We start from the raw sequence: 22,025 nt of genomic DNA, 5'->3' as shown, positions 1-22,025 counted from the left end.
TAGTCGTCAACCACTCATCTCTTATCAACTGCTGGCTCCGATCTAGCCATATTATTTAAGTGGTTGGTTACTGGATCTCTGCTCGGCGACGGAGTATTGCGGCACCGAGCAAGACGATGCTCAGGGCAGCGAACATGAGCGGGACTCTCGCGTGAACGCTCTCGGCTGTCGTACCCATGAAATCAGCTGGCACGGCACTGTTGAGCGGTCCGACGTACCAGATCATCAGGTAGACGATCTCAAACAGCCACCCTGAGCGAGTCCAGATCCCCGCCGCAATGGCGAACGATGGTGCGAACGAGATCCCACCGAGATACCCGAGGAGTAGCTCGGGGTGGCCAGCACCGATAAACAACACGGGAAGCCCACCACTGACGCTTACCGCGACGACAACGCCTGCAACCCATTCCGCGATGAGCTGCTTGTGTGCGTATTTCGACGACAACACCAGGCTCGTCATCCCGTGCTTGTCCGTCCGCACACCCATCTCCGACCAGACGAAGATCGGCCATACGAGCGCAAGCGGGAGCAAGATTCGGCGTGCAGATGAGACCGTGCTCCCCGACGAACTCCCAGTTAGTAGCAGTACAACTGGGCTCCCCAAGAGGGCGACTGCCCCAATGTACCACCACCATGGTTGCCCCCGAAGTGCGAGCCGAACCTCCGCAGCGACGAGTCGCATAAATCCGCCAGCGTCACGATCAGTTACGGCTGTAAGTGACACGGAATCGATTGCTGATGGCGCTGCGTCATTTCGAACGGAGTTATCTTCGTCGCTGACCGTTGGCAGGGCTTCAACGAGTCGTGGGATCCACCCCGAACTGTCAGACGATTCGGCTGACGGTGTTCGGTCGAAAGCCACCGTCGCAGCAACCAGGATCGGAATGGCAGAAATGAACACAACGATACGCTGTAGGTAGACCCAGAGTGGCCAATTTCCGCCCGTGTATCGGAACGTCTGGTCGCCGGCGAGCGCCCCGACCGATGGAAGGCCGCCACTATAGCTCGGAACCTCAGCCAGCAGCGCGTCAGCCGTTAGCTCATATACAGACATGTGCCCCATTATATCGGCTACCCGTGATTGGAGCGGGATCGCCCCTGGTAGCGAGTTCTGTGCCATAGCCAGTGTACTGAGTGCCAACGCCACGAGCAGCAGATAAAGGATGTTGCCGAGTGTCCCGTTCAGACGGCTGACGGTGTCAAAGAAGAGCGCGACAGCACCAACGAGGGCACACAGCGGGAGCGCAAACGCGAACAGCGGCGTTAGTAATGGAAGAAGCTTCGTTGGTCCGACGCCATGGACCACGTGATTGACGACCGTTGCAAATCCGAGCGTGAGGAGGATAACAACGCCGAGCGCGACGTTGCTCAGCCACTTCCCAGTGAGATACGTTCGACCTGAAACCGAGCTGCTGGCGACCAGTTGATCCATATTGTATCGGTGGTCACGTGCGAGCGTGTCCTTCATCAGATAAAATCCACCGAACAGAACAACCGCCGCCCCAGTCAACCCAGCCTTTAGCCCGATGAATGCTGCCGTGTTCACGCCGCCGTAATTCGTCGTGGCACCTGCGTTAGTGACCTGATACGCCAGCTCAATCTGTCCGACATTAACGAGGTATCCAACGTACGCGATAACTGCAAGAACAACCAGTAGGCGACGCGAGCGGATCCGTTGTAGGAAGTCCGCCCGTGCGATGTGATAGAGTCGCCGCATCCTAGACACCGGGCTGCTGATCGATCGTTTTCAGATACGCATCCTCAAGCGTCGGGGCGGCCTGAGTCGCGTTGTCTGTCGGTGGTGTTGTGGCAACCAGTCTGACTGCAACGCCATCCGAGCGCTGGACCGTACTACAGACCTGATACTGCTCGCGGAGTGTCGATACGTTGGCTCGTGGCACGAGACACTCGTAGACCTCTCCAGCGACCCGCTCAACGAGGTTTTCAACGCCGGTGTGTGTTAGTAGTTGGCCGTTATCCAAAATAGCGATCTTGTTCGCAGTTGCTTCTACGTCCGGAACGATATGCGTCGAGAGAATGACGACACGTCCGTCCGCAGTGTTTGACAGCGCACTTCGCAGTCGAACGCGCTCTTCGGGGTCTAGTCCAACCGTTGGCTCGTCAGCGATGAGCAGATCTGGGTCATTGAGCAACGCCTGTGCAATGCCAGCCCGCTGGCGCATCCCGCCGGAGAACGCCTTGAGCTTCCGGCTTCGAACATCGTTCAGATTTGTGAGGGTGATCATCTCCTCGATGCGCGCGCTTGCAGTCTCACTATCGAGGCCACGGAGTGCAGCCATGTATTCGAGGAACTCCTCAAGCGTCAGGTCGGGGTATACGTCAAAATCCTGGGGCAGGTAGCCGAGAACCGACCGGACGGCGTTTGGTGATGTGGTAATGTCTTCGCCCTGCCAGTAGGCAGTGCCGGTTGTCGGCTCCATCACCGTCGTGAGAACGTTCATTAGCGTCGACTTTCCGGCACCGTTTGGTCCCAATAAGCCATGAATTCCGTCGTCAAGTTGTAGCGAGACATCCCGGATGCCCCACTTGTCTTCCCCATACCTCTTCCCGAGGTTCTCAGTCCGCAACGTCACATGTAAACTGTATTAACCAGTTACAAAATATTTGTGCATATTGACCTGTGTTCCGTCTAATGATAGCGCACGAAATTACATGACTCGGTGCGTTGAGGTGGAACAGGTTTGTTCTGGAACCCACACTATCTAATCAGTATGTTCACGAAGAAGCAGCCCCAACTCCCTACAAATCGCTTTGATTTATCGCTGAGTCCCTGCATAGAAAAACTCCGTATCAGTATCATCTCGCCCTGTGATCTGATTTCGGTGACGTCAGTCACCAACCGCCTTCGATCATCCGCAAGCCACCTTACTGTTGAACTTCTGCTCGCCCGGATCGAGAACACAGCGAGTGCGTGCGAAAAGGGTAGTAGGGCAGAAATAGAACGTCAGGAGTGACCGAGTGGAATGGACGAGACGGAAATCCTACCCGACAACGAACTACAGGACGTTTCCACAGTGGCCTGGCGGCTCCTCCGGGTCGCTGCCGGATATGAGCAGCGCGAGGTGGAACGAGAGGTGACCGATCTCGTACAGGCGCATCTCTCGATGTTGGAAAACGGAACTCGTGCGCTCTCGATGGATCGCCGCCGGGTTCTCTTCGACCTGTATGCGACTGAACTCACCGAAGAGCAGATCGCTGCGATCGTCCACAACTTCTGAGTGACATCGTGTGATCAGCCCCGGTGCTGGCTACGGTACCGGCGCACTGTAAGAGATCACTATGTTTAATTAGGAAAGATCGGGCATCTGTGTATCAATGATACGTCGGCACCTGAACGACGCACAGCAGCGGCTCGTGACGTTCTGCATTGCGACGCTTGGCGCGCTTCTCATCGCGCTTGCACCGTCTCCGACTGGCCTTTCCCTGGCCGGCCAGTACTCGCTTGCGACGATGTTCTTTGCCGGTACAATGTGGGTGACGGGCGCGTTCCCGCTTGCCGTGACTGCGTTGACGATCCCGATCCTCCTCACCGGGACGGGGGTTTACGACGACATCGACACAGCCCTCGTTGGCTTTTCTGACCACCTGATCTTCTTATTCATGGCGGGGTTTATGCTCGCAAACGCCGTTCAGAAATACGGCATCGACCGCCGAATCGCGTTGTACACGATGGCGAAAATGGGGAGCTCGCCGCGACGGTTGATCGGGGCCGTCATGGTTTCCACGGCCGTCCTCTCGATGTGGGTTTCGAACACGGCCACCACCGCGATGATGACGCCCATCGCGGTTGGCGTTCTCTCGCAAGTGCTTAGCGACGACGCGGTCGCCTCTGCAGGGGAAGCGGCCAGTGAAACGGCGCCGGAACAGGCTGCCGACAGCGCCGCGGCTGGGCCAGCCGACGAGTTCACCAATATGCAGATCGGGATGATGCTCGGAACAGCCTACGCAGCCAGCATTGGCGGTGTGGGAACGATAATCGGCACTCCACCAAACGCTGTTCTCGTTGGCCAACTCAACGCGGCGCTCAACTACGAAATCGGGTTCGTTGACTGGCTGTTGATCGGCCTCCCAGTCGTACTCATCACACTTCCTCTCGTCTGGTATGTCCTCACGTTCGTTCTGTACCCGCCACAGATCGACGACGTCGATGAAGCGCAACGACAGGCGCAACTGTACCTCGAAGACGAGGACGCGCTCACCACACGAGGCCGACGAGTCGCGGTCGTCTTCACGGGGACCGCTGGGCTCTGGATTCTAGGTGGTTTGGGATCGTTCCTGCAGTCGTATCTCCCGTCGATCTGGACGACGACGCTGTTCGGCGGCAGTGGAATGACTGTCTTCGGTCTTGAAGGCCACCAGGGCCTTCTCTACTATGTCCTGGTCGGTGTCACAGCGATCCCCGCGTTGGTCCTCGCAGACACCATGGAATGGGACGAACTCGTCGACATTGATTGGGGGACGCTCCTGCTGTTCGGGGGTGGCATCACCCTCGCACGAGCGCTCGCGGATACTGGGACCACCGAGTGGCTTGCAACCACGATCTTCGGTGGTCTCACCGGCATGCCGATCGTGCTCATCATCGCTGTGGTCGTGCTCGTTGTCGTGTTCCTCACCGAAATGACATCCAACACGGCGACGACCAGCATCCTGGTTCCGATTCTCATCGGACTGGGTAGTGTCTTCGCGGCCACACTCGGCCTCACCGAGTTCAAGACCGCGATCTTTCTCTCGGTCGCCGGCACGATCGCAGCGAGCTTTGCGTTCGCGCTACCGGTTGCAACGCCGCCGAACGCGATCGTTTTCGGGAGTGGGTATATCAAACAACGCCACATGCTGCGGACCGGCGTTGTTCTCAACGTCATCATGACGGTGGTACTGACCGGTCTAATCTGGCTGCTGTTCAAGTTCGTCTGGCCACACCTGCTCTGGTGAGACAGCCACCACCGCTGCGTGAACTACGCCGGGCGAGGATCATGCAACGGGGCCGCGATCACCGCTCGGCGGTTAGGCGTCGTGCTCAGCTAGCTGATCCGGAACATAGATCACTGGGCACGGTGCAGAGAGGAGAACCTCCTGTGTTGTTGACCCGAACAATGCTTTCCCGGTTGGCGATCGCTTCTTGCCGCCAATGACTGCGAAGTCGACGTCCGACGCGAGATCGAGGATGGTGTCGGCGTGTGGGCCGACAGCCGTCCGGAGTTCGTAGTCGACCGTCGCGTCGTCAAGCCGACCTACGATACCACGGAAGGTCCCGTGTTTCTCTGCGATCTGTTCGGGTGTGATCTCGGATTCGGTGTCCAGCCCGAGGCTCTTCGTGGTGGTTTCGTATTCGTCGCTGGTGAACACCTGTGCGACGAGTAGCCTAGCATTAGCCGGCTCCGCCACCGCGATTGCGGCCTCCGCCAGTTGTGCTCCACGGCCCTCGTCCCCGGGCTTCCCCGCGAGAAGCACCGTCTCTGGTCCCATGTATCAGTGATACGCCACACAAATCTTAAACGTTCTCGTTCCTGGGTTGATACGACAGCTATCGGCTGGTGGTTCTAGTTGTGGCCCTCCCAGCGGGTGGGCTACATGGATCACACCGTAGACAGCCAGCACTGATGTCGATGCCAGCCTTCGCGCGTCGAGATCCGTGGAGTCCGTGCTGCGCGCTGCTTCAGCGGATGTCTACAGAACGCGGGAACTGGCCGTACGGCTGTGGACGAACGGAAGCGCCGCACAACCGTCCCCATGTGGGCCGGCTCGTGTACGCCACTGACCCCTGCTTCTGTACGGCACGTCTCGTGTCCGGCGGGAACGCGGCCGGCTGACGCGCCATTGGCTCGCATGCCGAACAGCAAAGGATGTGTGGCACACACACAGACGTATGGACCGCGAGCCCACCACGAGAGACCGCATCTGGGCGTCGATACTCCGCCACGCCCGCCGAGACGACGCGTTATCCATCTCGAACGTCCGCAACGACATCCACTTCGATCACCGGCCGAGCGACGAGGAGGTGCGCCGCGTCTTCGAAGCAAGCAGCGAAATCGGCGTCATCAAACGCACTCCATCCGGCCACTGGGCGTTCGACCGCTGATTGCTGCCCCAACAGGCCGTTTCAGTGGCGTACTGGTTGCGCTCCGTTACTCGACCCCGTGTACGGGGCCTCATGACGACTGTGTCATGTGATCGGACACTGATGATGGGTGTGCGTCGCTGTCGCCAACGACACGCGCCCAGACGACGAGCGCAGGCGGCAACACGATCAGCGACGCGAGATACGAGTACAGGATCGCGGCACCAGTGAGCAGTCCAAACTGCCCCAGAATCGGCGTGATCGCGATGACGAGCACGCCGATCCCGGTGACAGTCGTCAGCATGCTCCCGGTGAGTGCGCCACCGGTTCCGCGAACCGTCCTGGTCAGCGCGTCGAACACGTCCGTCGACGCGTCGTACTCCTCCGCGAACCGGTGGACGAGGTGCGCCGAATAGTCGATCCCGAGCCCGATCCCGATCGAGAGGATGGTCCCCGTCATGACGTTGAACGGGACGTTGAGGAACCGCATCGTCGCCGCAATAGCAGCCACTGTGACGGCGATCGGGAGCAAGTTCACAATACCCAGCGATGGGTTCCCTTCGAGCAACCCGTAGATCGCAACCAGGAAAACGGCACTCCCGAGCAACGCAAGCACCAGACTGACGAACGCGGACTCCGCGATCACGTCCGAGACCGCCTTCAGCACGACGACGCCGCCGGTCGCCGTCGCCGACATCCGGAAGCGATCGGCAACCGTCCTGGTATCAGCGGTGACCGCCGCCTGCGACGCATCGGATTCGACGGCGTATTCGACGCGGGCCGCGGTGTAGTCGGCAGTCATGTAGTTCAGTGCTCGATCACGAGCCGACGACGACAACAGCTCGCTATACACCGTTTTCAGGTTGTCGTCGGGGATGCCGTTGGCGTTCCGGTCGTTGCGCGCGACCAACGCGGCGAACTCCGGATCACGCCGCGCGTGTGAGCGAATGACTGAGACAATACTCGTCTCTCTGGCGTGCCCGTCGTCGGCAACGAAGCTATCCGGGGGCCCGGCCCCTGCACCCCACATCGATTCCAGGGCGCTGCCGTCAGTCAACGACCCCTCGACGTACACCGTCGTTACGTCTTCCTCACCCGTTTCGAAGGTCTCCTCGAGGTAGTTCGTGGTTCCAGTCACGGTGTACTCCCGGGGCTGCAGTTGCGCCGGGAAGTACTCTAGATACTGGGGGTTGTGCTCCGGCGGCAGGAAGTCGTCCTGTGTGAACCGGCTGTCCACGCCGGCCCCGTAACTGCCAACCCAGGCTGTGCTCACTACCAACACGATCAGGAACGCCTTCGGGGCGACGCGACCGATGTGGATGCCAGCCGGAAGGATCCGACCCAGCACTGAGTCTTCGGCCCCCAGTGGCTGGGAGCCGAACTCGGGGACGCCCACACGCTCCCGGAGGGTGTCGGCGTACACCTTCGCCGCTGGCAAGAAGATCCCGAAGATGAGAAACGTGAACACGATTCCGATGGCAGCCACCAGCCCGAAATCCCGGATCGGACCGAGCTGACTGCTCGCGTTGGCCGCGAACCCGATCACGGTCGTTCCGGTCACGATCGTGAACGCAACCAGCAACTGGTCCGTGGCCGTCCGCATGGATTCTCGGACGCCGCCACCAAGCACACGCTCCTCGCGGTATCGGTTGATCGCGTGTATCCCGAAGTCGATGCCAACCGCCAGCAACAACGGCGGCACGGCGATCAGCATCTGCGAGAACGCGATCCCGGCCAGCCCCATGAACCCGAACGTCCACAGGATCGCCATCGCAAGCGAGACGATTCCGATCAGGAGGTCAATGGGGTCGCGGTACGCCACGATCAGGAAAAACAGGATCAACACAACCGCTGCCGGAACCACAAGCGCCAACGAGTCACTGATCACGTCCCCGAACTCCGCGGCGAGTATGCCGCTCCCGAAGACCGTAATATCGCCACCGACCGAGGACGCGATGAACGAAGCGTGCTGTTGGATCTCCGTGAGCGGGCTCGACCCGCTTGCACCCGCTGAGTTTGAGGTTTCCGTCGACAGCGAATGTGTGACGATCCCGATCGTCGACGCTGCTGACGCCGATTCGGCGTTGAAATCCGTGCTCAAGCTGGCTGTGAGCCCAGGCGTACGCTCAACTGCGGTCTCGACTGCGGTGTCGATCTCCGCCGGCGTCGCCTGCTCGATGGCGTCGATCTCTCGGGGAAGCGTCTCCGCGGACGGGTCAACTGTCCGCGCAACCGCGCGAGCAACGCTTGTTGTCCCTGCGACCTCCAGATCGGGGTTCGTTCGAAGCCGGTGCTGTGCGCGTAGCATCCGCAGCAACTCGGGCTTCGAGAGCACGTTCGTGCCCGACTGGATCAACTGCGTCGTTCCCGTGTCCGCCTCGAACGTCACGCGCTCGAAGTCCTCGTTGACGCTTTTCAGCGCTTCTTGGGCCGGCACGTCCTCGGTGAACTGACTGGTCCCCGAGGACGTGCCGGACCCACCGAGACCGAGCAGAAACCCTGCTGATAACAGCAGAAACACCAGCAACACTGTCTTCGGACGGGTGACGATCCACTCGTCGACGGCGTCGATATATCGCTGGTATTCGATCTGGATATCCATCTGTTCAGTCCTGACTCCGACGCCGCCATCCAACCACGCCAACCACGCCAACGACCACGATCCCGCCCGCGATCAGACCGACTGGGAGCCCACCACCGTCGCTGGTGGTCACCTCGATCGGCAGTGTGTACGACCGCGACGTTTCCGTGTCGCCGTCGGGTAGCTCGTACTGGAACTCGATGGAGACCGGATACCGTTTCGGGAGCGTGCTCCCGCCGGTGTCAAGCGAGATCGTGATCGTCTCTGAAGCCCCGGGTGCGAGTTCCGAGACGATCCCCTCGTCGTTGTCGCTGCCGAGTGGGTCATCCACGAACGCTTTCGCTTCAACGTCCGTGATCGGGTCGTCGCCGTTGTTCGTGACCGTGACTGTCAGCGCCCGCTCGCCGCCCGCCTGCAGCGTGTTGTTCTCCACAGCCACCGCGAACCGGTCTTGATAGGGCTTGATGTCGGCGTTCGTCTCTAGGCCGTCGCTGTAGCGCACGTCCCCCCGCTGGTCGCGGTATTTCACTGTGAGGTTGAGCTGCTGGACGCTGGCGCTTGCAGCGTCGCTCACGCTGACCGTGTACTCGAACGGCGCCCGCTCACCGGGGCCGAGATCCGGGACTGCGTACGCCGTCGAATCCACGTGGATGTTGGGGTTCTGGGCGGCGATCCGGACGACCGGATTGGTGACCGGGTTCGGGCCATCATTCACCACTGAACCCTGGACGGATCCCTCACGACCAACGCGCAGGTTGGTCGAGACGTTCGCGACGGAGAACTGCTGTTCTGCTCGTGGGTCCACACCAACACTCAGCGTGCGCGAGGTCTGGGCGATACCATCGGGGTCGGTGTAGTCGACAGTCAGATCAACCGTGTACGCTCGTGTCGCAGCGTCGTCATCGAGCGAGACGGTGTAGTTGAGGGTTCGCTGTTCACCGGGCTCCCACGAGCCGACTTGGGCCGTCGACTGCGTCGACTTGGTGCCAACTGACAGCGCATCACTCCGGGACGCTGCGGTGACGCTGGCCTCCCTGGCTGGCTCGGTCCCGACGTTTTCGACCGTCACACTGAGGTCGCCTCGCGACCCCACCTGTGCGGTCGTGGAGCGATCCACGACCTCGAACTGCGCCTGGTCTCGAACCTGAATCGTGATGTACTGCGTCCCAGTCTCGGTGAAGTCGTTGTACTGTGCGCCCTTCGTGTTGTAGTTCACAGCCCGCGTGTACGCGTACGAGTATTCGATGGGGACACGATACGCTCCCGGGTCCACGTCTTCGGGAACCGTCACGCTGACCGGCGTTACTGACGTGGTGCCAGTCGGCACGCGGCCGACGCCGATGGTTCCCGTCGTCACGTCGATCGGGACCGTATCATCTTGTACGTCGAGCGTGAGACCCCGAGCGGTCGTCACACGATCCTCGTACTGCGATGGGCCTCCTTTCTTGAGGTGACCCTTGTTCGAGACGGTGAGCTGTAACTCAGTTGTCGTCCCAGCCTCGAACTCCCCGGAGCTGGTGAGGACGTTGAGATCCGGGTTCCCGATCACTTGCCCGGAGTCGCTTGCCTGTGCGGCCACAGCCGGAATCCCTGGTCCAACGAGGAGGACGACTACAAACACGCCGATCGCTGCCCGTCGGGACGTGTTATGAACTCGTTTCATGTGTCGTGATAGGTGACTGGAGCTTGATCTCACTACCCATGGTCCGGGATCTCATTTATGTACCGCATGAGTCGAAGCGGGCTGATAATAGTTTGGGATATATTTCTACCCTAATGCATAAAATCTCTGTAAATGACCATCAATAAGTATATGTTTTGAAAAGAAACGAATTGTGTGGGCGATTTTTCTACGCAAACAGTCGGACGGTTGAGCTTAGTGACGTCTGGGTCGGTCTTTGTCGCGTCTGGACGCCAAGCAGACGAATAACTGCGTCACAGCCGCCTGTATTACGTAGTGGGTTAGAGCACCATCGTCGGTGCAGTTTCGGTTCCCTCAATGAGGACACTATCTTTCACAGTGTGATTTGTATCCCAAAGAAACTACACGATGGATTGCTGTATACTACCGTAATGCCCTCCACCGCCGTTGCTAGAACGGAGTTCAAGAGGTTCATTCGGGGGAAGACACCGTGGGTGATCGTCCTCGCGATGCTCCTGATGAATCAGTATGCACCGACGTTCACACCCGCCCAACGCCAGTTGCTCGGTGAGGCCCTGGCATTCACAGGTATACAGGTGGTTGTCGCCATCATCGTCCCTTTCGCAGCGCTCGCACTTGGAGTGCGCGCGATCATTGGTGACCGCGAGACAGGAACCGCACGTGTTTTACTCGGCACCAAGCTCACCCGCAGCGAGTTTGTCATTGCAAAGACCGTGGGTCGTGGCGCTGCGATCTCAGTCCCAGTTGTTGGGTTTGTCTGTGTTGTTGTGGGCAGCAACGCGCTCCAGTCGGGCCGGTTCTCACTGCCGATTTTCTTGGTTGTTCTGCTGGCGTCAGTTGTCTACGCGTTTGCGTGGACTGGCGTTATCGTTGGCATTTCGGCTGCGAGCTCTTCGACGACCCGTGCAGCACTTCTCAGCTGTATCGTCTTTCTGTTCGGCGGTCTGCTTTGGAGTTCACTCACCCGTCCAATGGTGTGGACTCTCGCCACCGGCTCACCACCCGATAGCCAGGCGGTCCAGTCAGCGCTTTTCGCCGATCTGGGCTGGGGTAGCCTCCCGAACTCGTATTTCGGCGTCACGAACTGGGCCTTCGGGTGGGCAAGTAGACCCGAGCCGATCACCAACGTTGTCTCCGAGGTGACACTGACAAACAAGCCTTCCGTCCCCACAGCTCTGCAGTCATGGGTTGGTCTCGTCGTTGGTGTCGCCTGGCCCGGTGCTTTTCTCGCCCTCGGATGCGCTCGATTCAAACGGCGTCCCGTCTCCCCCGGAACTCAGATCGGGTACATCCGGGCGTTGTGGCAACGTCGGCCGACGCTGCCGTCACGTTCAAGCCACACGCCCGGCGAATTCGTCGGTCAATCCGGGGTTTCAGACATGCTTCCGGGGTCCTGGCAGCCGGTCGCCAGGCGTGAGTTCCAGCGCCTACTCCGTGGGCCTGGGGTTTGGGTGCTCGGTATTGCAGTGTTCACATGGAGCGTTCTTACGCGCTCGCAACCGTCACTCGCTGTCGACTACTTCGGCTCAACTCTCCCACTTGCAGTCGCTCAGCGTCCGATCATGTCGGTTGGCCTTGTTGGCGTGCTGTTCGGTAGCTTCCGTGCAGTGACGGTCGAGCGTGAAACTGGACGGATCCGTGTGGCTGCTGGGACAGCCGTCTCACGAAGCGAGCTGTTGGCTGGAACTGTCGCGGGCCGCACAGCAGCCTTCGTCATTCCGATTGTGCTTGCTGTCCTCGGCGTCTGCTTGAGCAGTGTCCCATCAACGGGAGTCGTCCCACTCCACACGCTTGTTCCGTATCTTCTCCTGATAATCGCATACGTCGGCTGCCTGACTTGCATTGGCGTAGGGATTTCTACACTAGTTCGGCGGCAAGCAGTTGGTGCTGCAGTCACCACTGGTATCATCGGAATACAGCTGAGTTGGTATAACGTCTCAAATCTCATCTACCGTGGGATTACAGGGATAACAGTAAGCGGGTTTTCGCCACCGGCAGACCCAGTGTATGTGTTGCTCCGCTGGCTCCCACCGATCAACGTGTTCAGCGTCGCAACGAACGCCGTTCTTGGCGCTCCGAACTCGGCTGGAAACGCTATCGGGATCCTTTCTGAGCTCCAGCGGGGTTCGTATTCACAGGATGTCATTGTCACGCAGGTCTTCGGCTCAACCGTCCCCGAATGGTTCTTGCATCCGTCGATCACGGTCGCGCTGTTTGCGATCTGGTACGGGGTTGTAGGAGGACTTGCAGTGCTGGTCTTTCAGCGGCGGCCCCTCGACTAACTACGGTGTGGTCGCCGTTACGTCTCAGCCATCGCGACAAACGCATCCTCGATCGTTCCGGTATCGACGTCAAATGTCCGGACACTGATCCCCGCCTTGTCGAGTGCAGTGAGGACACCGTACCGTCGGTCCGGGGGACACGATACAACGACTGTGTCGTCTACGGACCACGCGCTGGACACAGCGTCGAGGCGTTCGGCGGCTGTGACCGCTGTCTCAGGACTGTCCGTCTCAACCCGGAGCGTCGTTTCGACCCCCGCAGCCTCCCGGAGGGCACTAGGAGTGCCCTCTGCAACGAGGGCTCCCTCAGCAAGTAAGCCAACACGATCACAGACCCGCTCAACTTGATCCAGAACGTGACTGGAGAAAAACACCGTTGTGCCACGGTCGCGCTCCTCGGTCACGAGATCACGGACAAGCCTGACGCCGTTCGGATCTAGCCCCGAGAACGGTTCATCGAGGATCAGCAGTTCCGGATCACCCGCCAAGGCCATGCCAAGGCCGAGGCGCTGGCGCATTCCTTTCGAGTAGCCACCGGCCCGCTGATCGATCGCTTCCGAGAGTCCGACACGACCGAGAACGGCGGCCGGATCCCCTGTCGCGTCGTTCGCATCGAGAACGTATGTGATATGCTCGCGGCCAGTGAGCGACCCATAGACACCGAACTGATCCGGAAGGATACCTATTCGAGCGTGGATTTCCGCGGTCTTTTCGCGTACATCCAGCCCGAAGATTGACGCCGACCCCGAACTCGGTCGGGTGTAATCCATCAACAGATCAATCGTCGTGGATTTGCCCGCGCCGTTGGGCCCCAAGAATCCGTACACCTCTCCTTCGCAGATGGCGATGTCGAGCCCGGACACCACGGCGGTGTCGTTGTACCGTTTGGTGAGCGCGTCCGTTTGGATCGTTATCTGCGTGCTGTCCTCGGGTTCTGTGGTGCTTTCGCTGCCTGGCGCTTGGAGGGCCATGGGTTCTATGCCCAATCTGTGATGAAAAAGATTCGGGAGTGGGTTCGCTGTCGGTAACTTCTGGACTGTCGTACAAAACGCCGTACAAAATGTTGGAGCCAGCGGCACAGACCCCACGGTCGGTTCGTAACGAACCCGAACGCAGTGGTCTAATCGGCCGACGGTGCGGCGTCGTTCACTCCCTGTTCGTGGCAGTGTCTCGCTATCTGGACGTCACTGGAGAGTGTGAGATGCCCCCGAACCGTCGGGTGGGTGCTCGATGCACTGAGTTGTAGCAACGACGTATGTTTAGCGGCGTTACTCAACGAGTTCGTCAACCATGTCTTCAATCTCCGCGACACGGTCATGTTGCTCGCTGGCGATCTGACTCAGATTGTCGAGTCTGTCTTCGAGCTCGGTGAGTTTGTCAACGGCCTCATCAGTCGTGGCTGCCACCTGTTCAGTGCTGGCGGCGTGATCGTCGGTCGCCCCCGCGACCTCTTTGACACCGGTGGCAGTCTCGTCGACAGCCTTGCGGATCTCCTGAAGCGAATCCAGGGTCTCTCTTACGGCCGTGATCGCCTCCTCAATCTCCGTCGTGGTCTGTCCGATCCGGTCTGCCGTTTGATCGGTCGTTTCGACCATTTCGACGATCATCTGTTCGATCTCGTCGGCTCGCTCCTGTGACTCCTCAGCCAGCGATTTGACTTCGTCAGCGACCACCGCGAACCCCTCCCCCTTCTCGCCGGCGCGAGCGGCTTCGATGGACGCGTTCAGCGCGAGCATGTTCGTCTGATCGGCGATGTCGTTGATCGCATCGATGATCTCACTCATCTCGTCGGCCTGGCTGGTGAGGCCGTCGATGGTATCGTTGACCCGCTCGGCCGACTCCTGAACCGCCCCCATACGGTCGATAGCGGTTTCAGCCGTCTGTTCACCCTCGGTTGCCCGATCTTGCGCCCGCTGGCTGGCCTGACTTACCTCTTCGGCGCTGGAGGCGATTTCCTCGATGGTCGCTGACTGGTTAGACACCTCGTCGGCGACGCCCTCCATGCGTTCGATTTCCTCGCCAGCGAACGCTTCGGTCTCCTCGGCAAACGACCCGACCTCGTCGATGGATTCGGAGAGCTCCGAGAGATGTTCGCCCACGTTACTGCTGACGGTCTCGTGGAGGTCGTGGAGCTCGCGCTGGTTTTTGACTTTCTCGGATATGTCCGGGACCACTCCAAAGCTGCCGACAACGTCTCCCGTCGGGGCTCGGAGCGGAACGCCGTGGTACTGACAGAGTGAGTCCGTGGGGACGTCGTGGGGCTCCTCTTCCTCGACTGTATCGCCGGTGCGAACTACCGCTTCAGGAAGAGTCTCGGACTCCTCCGCGGTGCTGAAGACATCGCTGGCGTCCTCGCCGAGGGCGTCCGATCGAGCCATCTTCATGTGGTCGCTGAACCGCTCGTTCCAGTGTGTCACCGTCCCATCAGCGGCGGTGATGAGAATTCCCTCCGGATACTCGGCAACGAGCTGATTGAACATGTGCTTCCAGAAGTCCCGCTCGCGGCTGAGTCGCTGCAGTTCGTCACCACCGTCGTCCTCGTTGTCCCCGAGGTATGCCTCGCACAACTCGTCTGCGAGGTGTTCTCCAGTCGCTTCGCCACCCATGTCTGACGATGCTGGATCCATTGGTTTCTTATTATCCTCCTGTTCACGGAGTTATAAACTTTCGGACGAAACCAATAGTATGGAGATATTATCAGTGGTCTGTCTGGTACTATCAACTAGGTAGCCACAGCATCACTCGTGTCCGCGTGGATGCTGGCTATAACTCCGGCGTGATGAAGAGACAAGATAAAGGAGTGATATGACGCACACGAAACGAAGAGCGCCGTATAGGATATCACACGTCATGCGTATAGATGCAGCGCAGCGACGAAATCGCATGAATTGCTGTGGAAACCATCCTCAAAGTATAAGAAAATAAATTAATAAGTAGATCTACACTATACCGGCTATTAATACGGTGCGGAGGACGCCGACGAAACTCAGAGCCGTTACCGGAAACACCCATCCACCACAAACGTTCTTGCCTATCGCGCGTTGGTGTAGGGATCGACAAATGAGAGGTTGATATACTGTTCAAGAAGTAGTTCGGTGATCAGACGCAGACTCTTACGCAACTCATCGTTCGTCCGTTTAGCAGTACGTTCCGAGTAGGACCGACCGATTTACATGGCAAATCGAGACACTCATTTTGCGGATTCAGGAGTGTCTCGCACGGTGTTTCCGGTGCACTCCAGGACCGATTTGCGTCGGACATGCAGTACGAGACAGTGGAATTACTGTGGTAGGTTCTCCTCCGATTCGTTTCTCTGGAGTTGTCTCAGTCGTACAATCACGCCGCCCAGATTGACTCAGTTCGGTACGGAAGACGTTCACCAGTGTTTGATCTATCCTTGTGAGATACTTTGAGGAATTCAAGCGAGTTGAGACAGCTGAAGTGCGGACATTTCTCGCCTCGGGAGTGATCATGAAAGAATATATATTAGGGTAATACAATGCTTGCTGTCTCACTTCTGGGTGCTGCTAGAAAAATTCTTTACCGCTTGTGAATCCACAAAATATGTCGAAAAGGAATTCAATTGAAGAAGAGAAAGATGAAACAGAGTCACCAGACGAGACTGTGTGCGAGGGTGCGTCCGACCCCCTAGACGCCCAACTGGATGATGCTCTCGAACGTGTCGCACACGGCGCGACCGTGTCGATTCCGGCGATCCTGTTCGAGAAATTCGTCACGTTCGGTTTGACCGCAGTACTCACCAACGGATTCGTCGCCAGTGCGTATGGGTTGTATGCACTCGCTCGCCGATTCCAACGTGTGCCAAGTAGCCTTGCCGGCGGGTTCATGTCTGGGTTTCCGCGATACATTCCGACGGCCGACACACGGGCTGAACGTGACGCCATGATAACTTTCGGGTCTGTGCTGTTGGTGTCGATCTCGGTATTGTTCGGTACCAGTTTGACGCTGGCGGCTCCGACACTCGCGGCACTCACCGACGAAGGGCCACAGTTTGTCCGGTTCCTCGAACTGTGCGGGATCGGACTGCCAGCGCTGGTGTGGCTCAGCACCACCGGTTCGTTGCTGCGATCCTTCGAAGAAGTCGGAGCGCTGAATCTTTCGATGCGGGTGGTCTCGCCGCTGGCTCAGCTGGGTGTCGCAGCTGTCGGTGTCGTCGTTTTCGACAGTCTCGTCGCCGTCCTGATTGGAACTATCGCCGTCAACGCCATCCTCGGTGTCGGATTCGCTTGTTGGCTAGGCGTGAAACACGACGTTCGACCACGGTTGCTGGGCGACCAAGGTCGCGAAACCGCAGTACAGTTTCTCCGGTACACGATTCCGTTGTTCTTCACTGGATTCGCGTATACGACGCAGCAACTCGGCTTCTATCCGCTCATTGCGTGGTTTCTCTCTGGAACGGCTGTAATGTCCGAGTTAACGAGTGGGGCAGTTGCTGCAGTCCAATCTGCCTCGAACTCATCGGTCAAACAGAGGTCATCTGCATCTGTACAGGGTTCAAGGATGCCATGATTCAAAAAGAAGGATTCGAGTTCCTCTTCCGAAGAATCGGAGTTTGGCTCAGCTATGCGATCTGCATCACTTGTCGACTCATTGGTGACCGCTGGCGTGGATTGGGTGGTAGACTGCGGCTGATCTCCTGATAGCGGCTGCGGTGCCGTGTTGTCGCCTCCGATGCCAGTTGCTACCTCTGGCTCCGGGTTTTTTGCCGAACCATCGAAGTACTGCTGGCGGAAGGTAGCGCTTTGTCACTGTTGGTGTACCAGGAACAAGGTATCCTCTGAGGTAGATGTGCGCTATTGAAACCCCTATTGCGAGTGCGCCTCCAAGTTTTGATTTGCGTGCGATAACTGAGCTGAGTATCACTGCGATGGTGAGATTCAACAGCGTGCACGGCTTACATCTGTTTTCGCCGGTATACTCTGGTTGGCGGAGTGTCTTGATTACAGTAATTTGCATGTACGCTCAAAAAGGGTTAATCTATTATCTATTTTTCGACTTTAGAATAGTAATATGTTTTAAATGTCTGTATTATCGGATATACGAATATCCTGTGAAGATCGTGAAGGCAGTGAAATTAAGCACTGAACGTGCAGCTTGGTGACGATAGTTCTACTCAGCAAGTTGTGTCGTAGGCAACAGCAGACTCCTCGGCCAGACTAGGCGAACGCTTCTTTGGCGTTCCCAATGAGGTCAAACATGAACGAGAGGAGTGCGCAGAGAAACGTTGTGAGTACATAGAGTACAAACCCAACTAAGCCGAGTGTTTCAACCACCCAAGAGGCGGAGATGAATAAGGCGATGGTCAAACCACCACAGAGAAAGCCAATTACGAGAACGAGCAGTGAGCCATAGACGCGTACTGTCTGCCGTAGAGAAGTCGTCATAGAGCTATAGTTTATCTTCTCCCAGATATATCTACCTGATAACATCACAAAGTTTTATGTAAGTGGATAATTACGAAATACACGCAGATGACAGATGAAAACCTAATCGTCGTAAAGTACTGAAAAGCATGGCAGCACTCAGTTCGATCGGTATCGGATCAACACTCAATGTCTCGGTTGCAGCCGCAAACGGAGATAACCCCGATCCCGTCTCAATCTACCACGGCGAGAAGAAAAAGCAGGTCGCACACGCAATCGCAAAAACGGATGAGTTCAAGCAACTACGCCAAAAAGCCGAAGAACTCGGATACTCATTCAGTTGGGAAAAGACCGAACTCAATGTCGGTGGTGTCGACGCGGAGAACTTCAAGCGCGAGGTTGCCTCGTACGAACTGCAGGATGCAGACGAAAACACCCGTGCGGGCATTATTCTCGGATGGCACTCTGAGTCTCACGAGACAGTAGTCGCAGAGCTCGACATCGAACATTACCACAAAGATGGTGTGTTCAAGAAGCTTGAGCGGTATGACCTCATGGGCACCAACTCCTCTGGGGCGGCCCCGTCCGTCGCTTCAAACGGTCCCAAAGAGGCTGATGGGGAATTTACGAAGACAACAGCGGAACCAAACGAGAAGGCAGTTCGGACGCTCATCAACGATCTTAGTGAGGGACAGAGTACACAAGGCGTCTCGACACAAGACGTCAGTACTCAGATCGACTACCCAGACCTCCCGGACGTATTAAACATTAGTTCGTGTAGTGGCTGTTACTACGCCTCGAAACTCATCTGTCGAAATGTCTGTGGCGCGTTCGGTGGGTTCCTGTGTGGACTCCTCGGAATTAGTGTCGTTGGAGGAATTGGCTGTGTGACGTTCGTCAAGATCGTCTGCAAGGTCGCTGAGAAAGCGTCGGGGTGTGGTGACGACCTCGCCGCGACAATCTGTAAGTCCTCTGGGCTTGATGTGTGTGGGCCGAACGAGAGCGGAGATATTATTGACGTAGACATCCCCTATATCTAATACTAGTCGAGCAAGCTCTAAACAATGGCAACTGTCAAAACTGGACTTGGAACAAGCGTCTCTGCAAAAGTAGCAGCCCTAATTATTTCCGTAGTATCATCTCTTCTCCTGCTAGCAGTCTTCGTCGCCCTTGGTCAAGATCCGGCCGTAAGCCTCTTTGAGGTAACGATCGGCGGAATCATCAGCGGGATCACCTACTATGCAGGAGTCTCCGCACGATCTGATGGATAGCTGAAATCACACGACCTAACTACACTTATCAAGAACACTTACGGTGCCGGCAGGCGGTTCAGAAGCCATATCGGTCGTATACTTCGTCGATAGACAGTAATCCGACGACGCAAAACCCCCATTCCGTCTTCAAGAATATCGTAGAGCACTGTGTAGGTTCGCCCGATGTGGAGCCGGTGAATCTCCTCACCGTCAACTGGTATTTTCTCACGGTTACCGCTTCCCGCCCCTGGTTTCGGATGCGGCCCCTCTTCCACTTTCTCGAAGGTCTCCTTGATAATGCGTTAGCTCTTTTCGTCCAGCTGATTGTAGTACGCTCTGGCGTCCTCGGAAAGCAGAATACTATAGCTCATCGAGCGACGCCAGCTCCTCCTCGTCCGCTTTCCGTACCGAACGAACTCGTTCGGCGAGCTGACGCCGGTTCCGCTCCTGAATCAGTTCCTTGAGGAGTTCGTCGTACGTCTGGCCTGCGCCCTTCAGTTCGGTGAGTTCCTGCCATCGATCTTCTGTTACTGGGATTCGCTAAGATACTTTTTTGTAAGTGCGGTGTAAGTATCCCAACACAATAGTGAACGTTCGTTCCTGGCTCCGCCACGCCCTCCAAATCGCGCGCATCGAACGCACGCGGAACAAGCGCCAACCCGGCCACTCCGCTACGTGGCGGGCGCTCCGTATGATCACCCTCATTGTGCTCTCTATCGGGGGCGGCACCGGCGCATACTTAATTGGGAAGTTGATAGCTCGTGGCGACTTCACACTGCCGGTCAGCGCCATTCAGACCGCAGCAGTTGCGGGGTTCATCACATTTCTTTCGCTGGGAATACAGCGGACGTCAAGCGTGAATGAGCGTCTCGATACGGGCTACCTGTTGACGACGGTCGGCGCGCACGAGGCAGCGCTTGGACTGGTGTTCACCGTGTACCGCCAAGTGGCTGTCCCGGTGTTCCTCCCAGCTCTCGCTGTCGCCGTTGGGCTCGCACTCGGCTCACAAACACCCGCTACGGCCGTTACCGTCGGTGTCGCGGTTGTGGGATTTGTCACGCTCGCCGCCCTGCTCGGTGTTGTCCTCAGTCTGGCCACGAAACTCGCTACGAGCCGGTCGCCGCGCCTCCGGCGATACAAGAATTACACCTACGTCCTCACTTTCATTCTCGGGTTCCTCATCTGGATCACCATACTCCAGGGCCCCCTCTCGAATCAAGGTGCCTGTGACTGGCTTCAAGTAGTCCCACCGGGGTGGTTCGTCGATCTTGCCCTGTTCGGGCTGACAGACGTCCCCACTGAGCCAGCTCGCGGTCTCAGTGCGCTCGGCGTGACTGTTGTGGGATTTCCCGTCCTAATGGGAACCACGATCGCGTTGACTGAGCGTGTCTGGACGGCTGACCGCGTCAGCGGGTCAGTACTTCACCGCTCCCGGTCTCTGGTCGGCACAGGCCTCGCCGAGTGGCTGTTCGCCGGCTGGGTGTCGCGGCCGGTGTTGACGGTCGCACGGAAGCGCTGGCTCCAAGAGCGCCGTGTCCCCATTGGACTCCTCTTCCAGGGCTATCTGCTCATGCTCGCCCCACTCGTGTTTCTCCCGATCTTCGCCGCTGGCGAGGTGCCTGGCGTGGCACTTGTCGGACTCGTATTTCTGTCTGCGGTCGGAACGGCACTCGCCTTCGGAGCCGAGCTGGTTGGAACCGAATACGCATCGTTACCGATGACGCTCACCTCGGTGTCGGGACGACACTTCATTCGGGGGACCGTATTCGCTGGCATCACGATTAGCGGCCCGTTCACACTGCTGGTGGTTCTCTTGCTGGGCCTTGGGAGTCCACTTGTTGGCGTTGAACTGCTGGTGCTGGGTGTTGTAGGTATCGTGCTCATCGCGTGTAGCGTGGTGGTTTCGGCTATGCTGGGCCTGGATGCGCCGTACTATGCGATCCGAGCAGAGGCAATCCCATTCACCGACATCACAGCGTACACCGAGAGTGGTGGCGTTTTCAAGTGGGGAAAGGTGTTCGCAGTCGTTGGACTCGTCTGTATTCCGGCATACATGGTGTATGGAGCCAGATTCGTCGGCGGGCCAGTAGCGACGGCACTCGGCGCCTCTATGCCAGTAGTTCGAATCGGGGCACTCATCGTGACCAGCCTTTTCGCTATCGCCGTAGCGGCTCTGGCTTATCGACGGGCAGTCGCCCGATTCAACGAGTACACCCTCCCATGACCACGAGATCCAGCCATGGCGGGATTCTAAACGGTGCGAATGAGAACAGTAACAGTGGTTGCTGGCGCGGTTTCGTCATTCAGACGGTCCTGAAGCTGAAGCGACTGAATCGGTACGTACAGAGCGCGTGCCTGTCACGCCCCCAATACCCTAATTCAAGAAGTCCAACATGAAATAATACTTGGATATGGTTCCAGTGACCACTGTTTCGCCACAAGCAGTATCTATCCAATCGGTATTCACAGAGCCGCGAGGTCAAGAATTACTAAACAACTGCGCTCTCAGAACGATTGGTGTTTAGCGACGAGCTAAAACCGCCCAATTGCGGAGTGCTGCGGTGAGGCGGCCTACGACGATGGCGAAGACAGTTCGCATGTCATCTGGCGGCGGAAAGAGAGGGCCCCCGCTATTGCGACAGCGATCACTACCGCACCGGGGATGAATCTAACCTGTTGACTTCGCGGCGCATCCGTGAACGTGGTCTCGCTCATAGCCAACTGTTCATCATAAACGGAAGATAATAATTCCGGGAGGCTGATCAGCGAAACGTACGTATCGT

The 22,025-nt window shown here is 57.9% G+C and carries 16 protein-coding genes and 1 pseudogene; 8 read left to right on the top strand and 9 right to left on the bottom strand.

Annotation, left to right across the window (positions count from 1 at the left end; all coding sequences use genetic code 11):
* Window positions 1–67 precede the first annotated feature (67 nt).
* Complete coding sequence (locus JRZ79_RS25150; RefSeq protein WP_012289657.1) at window positions 68–1,717, bottom strand: hypothetical protein; 1,650 nt, start codon at window positions 1,715–1,717, stop codon at window positions 68–70.
* Window position 1,718: 1 nt separating this feature from the next.
* Complete coding sequence (locus JRZ79_RS25145; protein ID WP_012289656.1) at window positions 1,719–2,594, bottom strand: ABC transporter ATP-binding protein; 876 nt, start codon at window positions 2,592–2,594, stop codon at window positions 1,719–1,721.
* A gap of 390 nt (window positions 2,595–2,984) precedes the next feature.
* On the opposite strand from JRZ79_RS25145, the gene JRZ79_RS25140 reads away from it, so the two are divergent.
* Together JRZ79_RS25140 and JRZ79_RS25135 are read left to right on the top strand one after the other, a co-directional pair.
* On the top strand, window positions 2,985–3,239 hold the full coding sequence (locus JRZ79_RS25140; protein WP_049892725.1) for a transcriptional regulator: 255 nt from the start codon (window positions 2,985–2,987) through the stop codon (window positions 3,237–3,239).
* A gap of 97 nt (window positions 3,240–3,336) precedes the next feature.
* Window positions 3,337–4,953 (top strand): DASS family sodium-coupled anion symporter, encoded by a 1,617-nt coding sequence (locus JRZ79_RS25135; RefSeq protein ID WP_012289654.1) that lies wholly within the window; start codon window positions 3,337–3,339, stop codon window positions 4,951–4,953.
* Window positions 4,954–5,025: 72 nt separating this feature from the next.
* Here the strand turns inward: JRZ79_RS25135 and JRZ79_RS25130 are convergent, their stop codons facing one another.
* Window positions 5,026–5,487 (bottom strand): universal stress protein, encoded by a 462-nt coding sequence (locus JRZ79_RS25130; protein ID WP_012289653.1) that lies wholly within the window; start codon window positions 5,485–5,487, stop codon window positions 5,026–5,028.
* A 400-nt stretch (window positions 5,488–5,887) separates the two neighbouring features.
* Here JRZ79_RS25130 and JRZ79_RS25125 point away from each other — a divergent pair, with 400 nt between their 5' ends.
* Window positions 5,888–6,100 carry a hypothetical protein gene (locus tag JRZ79_RS25125; protein WP_049892723.1) on the top strand — a complete coding sequence of 71 codons (213 nt, stop codon included), beginning with the start codon at window positions 5,888–5,890 and terminating at the stop codon, window positions 6,098–6,100.
* Window positions 6,101–6,170: 70 nt separating this feature from the next.
* Here JRZ79_RS25125 and JRZ79_RS25120 read toward each other — a convergent pair whose 3' ends face one another.
* Together JRZ79_RS25120 and JRZ79_RS25115 are read right to left on the bottom strand one after the other, a co-directional pair.
* A complete protein-coding gene (locus JRZ79_RS25120) occupies window positions 6,171–8,681 on the bottom strand; it encodes an MMPL family transporter (protein WP_012289652.1) in 2,511 nt (836 codons plus the stop codon).
* 4 nt (window positions 8,682–8,685) lie between these two features.
* Window positions 8,686–10,281, bottom strand: coding sequence for a COG1361 S-layer family protein (locus tag JRZ79_RS25115; protein WP_227970954.1), 1,596 nt, complete (start codon window positions 10,279–10,281; stop codon window positions 8,686–8,688).
* A 452-nt stretch (window positions 10,282–10,733) separates the two neighbouring features.
* On the opposite strand from JRZ79_RS25115, the gene JRZ79_RS25110 reads away from it, so the two are divergent.
* The gene (locus JRZ79_RS25110) at window positions 10,734–12,605 is read left to right on the top strand and encodes an ABC transporter permease subunit (RefSeq protein ID WP_012289650.1); all 1,872 of its coding nucleotides are present in this window, start codon (window positions 10,734–10,736) and stop codon (window positions 12,603–12,605) included.
* 17 nt (window positions 12,606–12,622) lie between these two features.
* On the opposite strand, the gene JRZ79_RS25105 is transcribed toward JRZ79_RS25110, so the two are convergent.
* A complete protein-coding gene (locus tag JRZ79_RS25105) occupies window positions 12,623–13,576 on the bottom strand; it encodes an ABC transporter ATP-binding protein (RefSeq protein WP_148265516.1) in 954 nt (317 codons plus the stop codon).
* A 297-nt stretch (window positions 13,577–13,873) separates the two neighbouring features.
* The gene (gene car, locus JRZ79_RS25100) at window positions 13,874–15,232 is read right to left on the bottom strand and encodes a chemotaxis signal transducer protein Car (protein ID WP_012289648.1); all 1,359 of its coding nucleotides are present in this window, start codon (window positions 15,230–15,232) and stop codon (window positions 13,874–13,876) included.
* A gap of 922 nt (window positions 15,233–16,154) precedes the next feature.
* Here car and JRZ79_RS25095 point away from each other — a divergent pair.
* On the top strand, window positions 16,155–17,135 hold the full coding sequence (locus JRZ79_RS25095; protein ID WP_148265515.1) for a hypothetical protein: 981 nt from the start codon (window positions 16,155–16,157) through the stop codon (window positions 17,133–17,135).
* Here the strand turns inward: JRZ79_RS25095 and JRZ79_RS25090 are convergent.
* Window positions 17,066–17,582 (bottom strand): annotated as a pseudogene (locus tag JRZ79_RS25090) (hypothetical protein); the annotation flags it as partial. The gene JRZ79_RS25095 and the pseudogene JRZ79_RS25090 sit on opposite strands and share 70 nt — an antisense overlap.
* A gap of 200 nt (window positions 17,583–17,782) precedes the next feature.
* Window positions 17,783–18,010, bottom strand: coding sequence for a hypothetical protein (locus tag JRZ79_RS25085; protein ID WP_010904172.1), 228 nt, complete (start codon window positions 18,008–18,010; stop codon window positions 17,783–17,785).
* A gap of 128 nt (window positions 18,011–18,138) precedes the next feature.
* Here JRZ79_RS25085 and JRZ79_RS25080 point away from each other — a divergent pair, with 128 nt between their 5' ends.
* From JRZ79_RS25080 to JRZ79_RS25070, 3 genes are all read left to right on the top strand, one after another.
* Window positions 18,139–19,029: a halocin C8-like domain-containing protein gene (locus JRZ79_RS25080; RefSeq protein WP_136361702.1), complete on the top strand. Its 891-nt coding sequence runs from the start codon at window positions 18,139–18,141 to the stop codon at window positions 19,027–19,029.
* A 24-nt stretch (window positions 19,030–19,053) separates the two neighbouring features.
* Window positions 19,054–19,260 carry a hypothetical protein gene (locus JRZ79_RS25075; protein ID WP_012289645.1) on the top strand — a complete coding sequence of 69 codons (207 nt, stop codon included), beginning with the start codon at window positions 19,054–19,056 and terminating at the stop codon, window positions 19,258–19,260.
* 673 nt (window positions 19,261–19,933) lie between these two features.
* The gene (locus JRZ79_RS25070; RefSeq protein WP_010904170.1) at window positions 19,934–21,466 is read left to right on the top strand and encodes a hypothetical protein; all 1,533 of its coding nucleotides are present in this window, start codon (window positions 19,934–19,936) and stop codon (window positions 21,464–21,466) included.
* Window positions 21,467–22,025: the final 559 nt, after the last annotated feature.

This window comes from Halobacterium sp. BOL4-2 (genome assembly GCF_016917835.2).
Classification (GTDB): Archaea; Halobacteriota; Halobacteria; order Halobacteriales; family Halobacteriaceae; genus Halobacterium; species Halobacterium salinarum.
The sequence above is the reverse complement of the archived record's forward strand: the minus strand, read 5'-3'. Positions and strand labels throughout refer to the sequence as shown.

What these genes read in the sequence shown, in the direction of transcription:
- JRZ79_RS25140 (WP_049892725.1), top strand. Translation starts at nt 2,985, where the DNA reads ATGGACGAGACGGAAATCCTACCCGACAACGAACTACAGGACGTTTCC.
- car (WP_012289648.1), bottom strand. Translation starts at nt 15,232, where the DNA reads ATGGATCCAGCATCGTCAGACATGGGTGGCGAAGCGACTGGAGAACAC.
- JRZ79_RS25110 (WP_012289650.1), top strand. Translation starts at nt 10,734, where the DNA reads ATGCCCTCCACCGCCGTTGCTAGAACGGAGTTCAAGAGGTTCATTCGG.
- JRZ79_RS25150 (WP_012289657.1), bottom strand. Translation starts at nt 1,717, where the DNA reads ATGCGGCGACTCTATCACATCGCACGGGCGGACTTCCTACAACGGATC.
- JRZ79_RS25080 (WP_136361702.1), top strand. Translation starts at nt 18,139, where the DNA reads ATGGCAGCACTCAGTTCGATCGGTATCGGATCAACACTCAATGTCTCG.
- JRZ79_RS25105 (WP_148265516.1), bottom strand. Translation starts at nt 13,576, where the DNA reads ATGGCCCTCCAAGCGCCAGGCAGCGAAAGCACCACAGAACCCGAGGAC.
- JRZ79_RS25120 (WP_012289652.1), bottom strand. Translation starts at nt 8,681, where the DNA reads ATGGATATCCAGATCGAATACCAGCGATATATCGACGCCGTCGACGAG.
- JRZ79_RS25125 (WP_049892723.1), top strand. Translation starts at nt 5,888, where the DNA reads ATGGACCGCGAGCCCACCACGAGAGACCGCATCTGGGCGTCGATACTC.
- JRZ79_RS25135 (WP_012289654.1), top strand. Translation starts at nt 3,337, where the DNA reads ATGATACGTCGGCACCTGAACGACGCACAGCAGCGGCTCGTGACGTTC.
- JRZ79_RS25070 (WP_010904170.1), top strand. Translation starts at nt 19,934, where the DNA reads ATGATCACCCTCATTGTGCTCTCTATCGGGGGCGGCACCGGCGCATAC.
- JRZ79_RS25075 (WP_012289645.1), top strand. Translation starts at nt 19,054, where the DNA reads ATGGCAACTGTCAAAACTGGACTTGGAACAAGCGTCTCTGCAAAAGTA.
- JRZ79_RS25130 (WP_012289653.1), bottom strand. Translation starts at nt 5,487, where the DNA reads ATGGGACCAGAGACGGTGCTTCTCGCGGGGAAGCCCGGGGACGAGGGC.
- JRZ79_RS25085 (WP_010904172.1), bottom strand. Translation starts at nt 18,010, where the DNA reads ATGACGACTTCTCTACGGCAGACAGTACGCGTCTATGGCTCACTGCTC.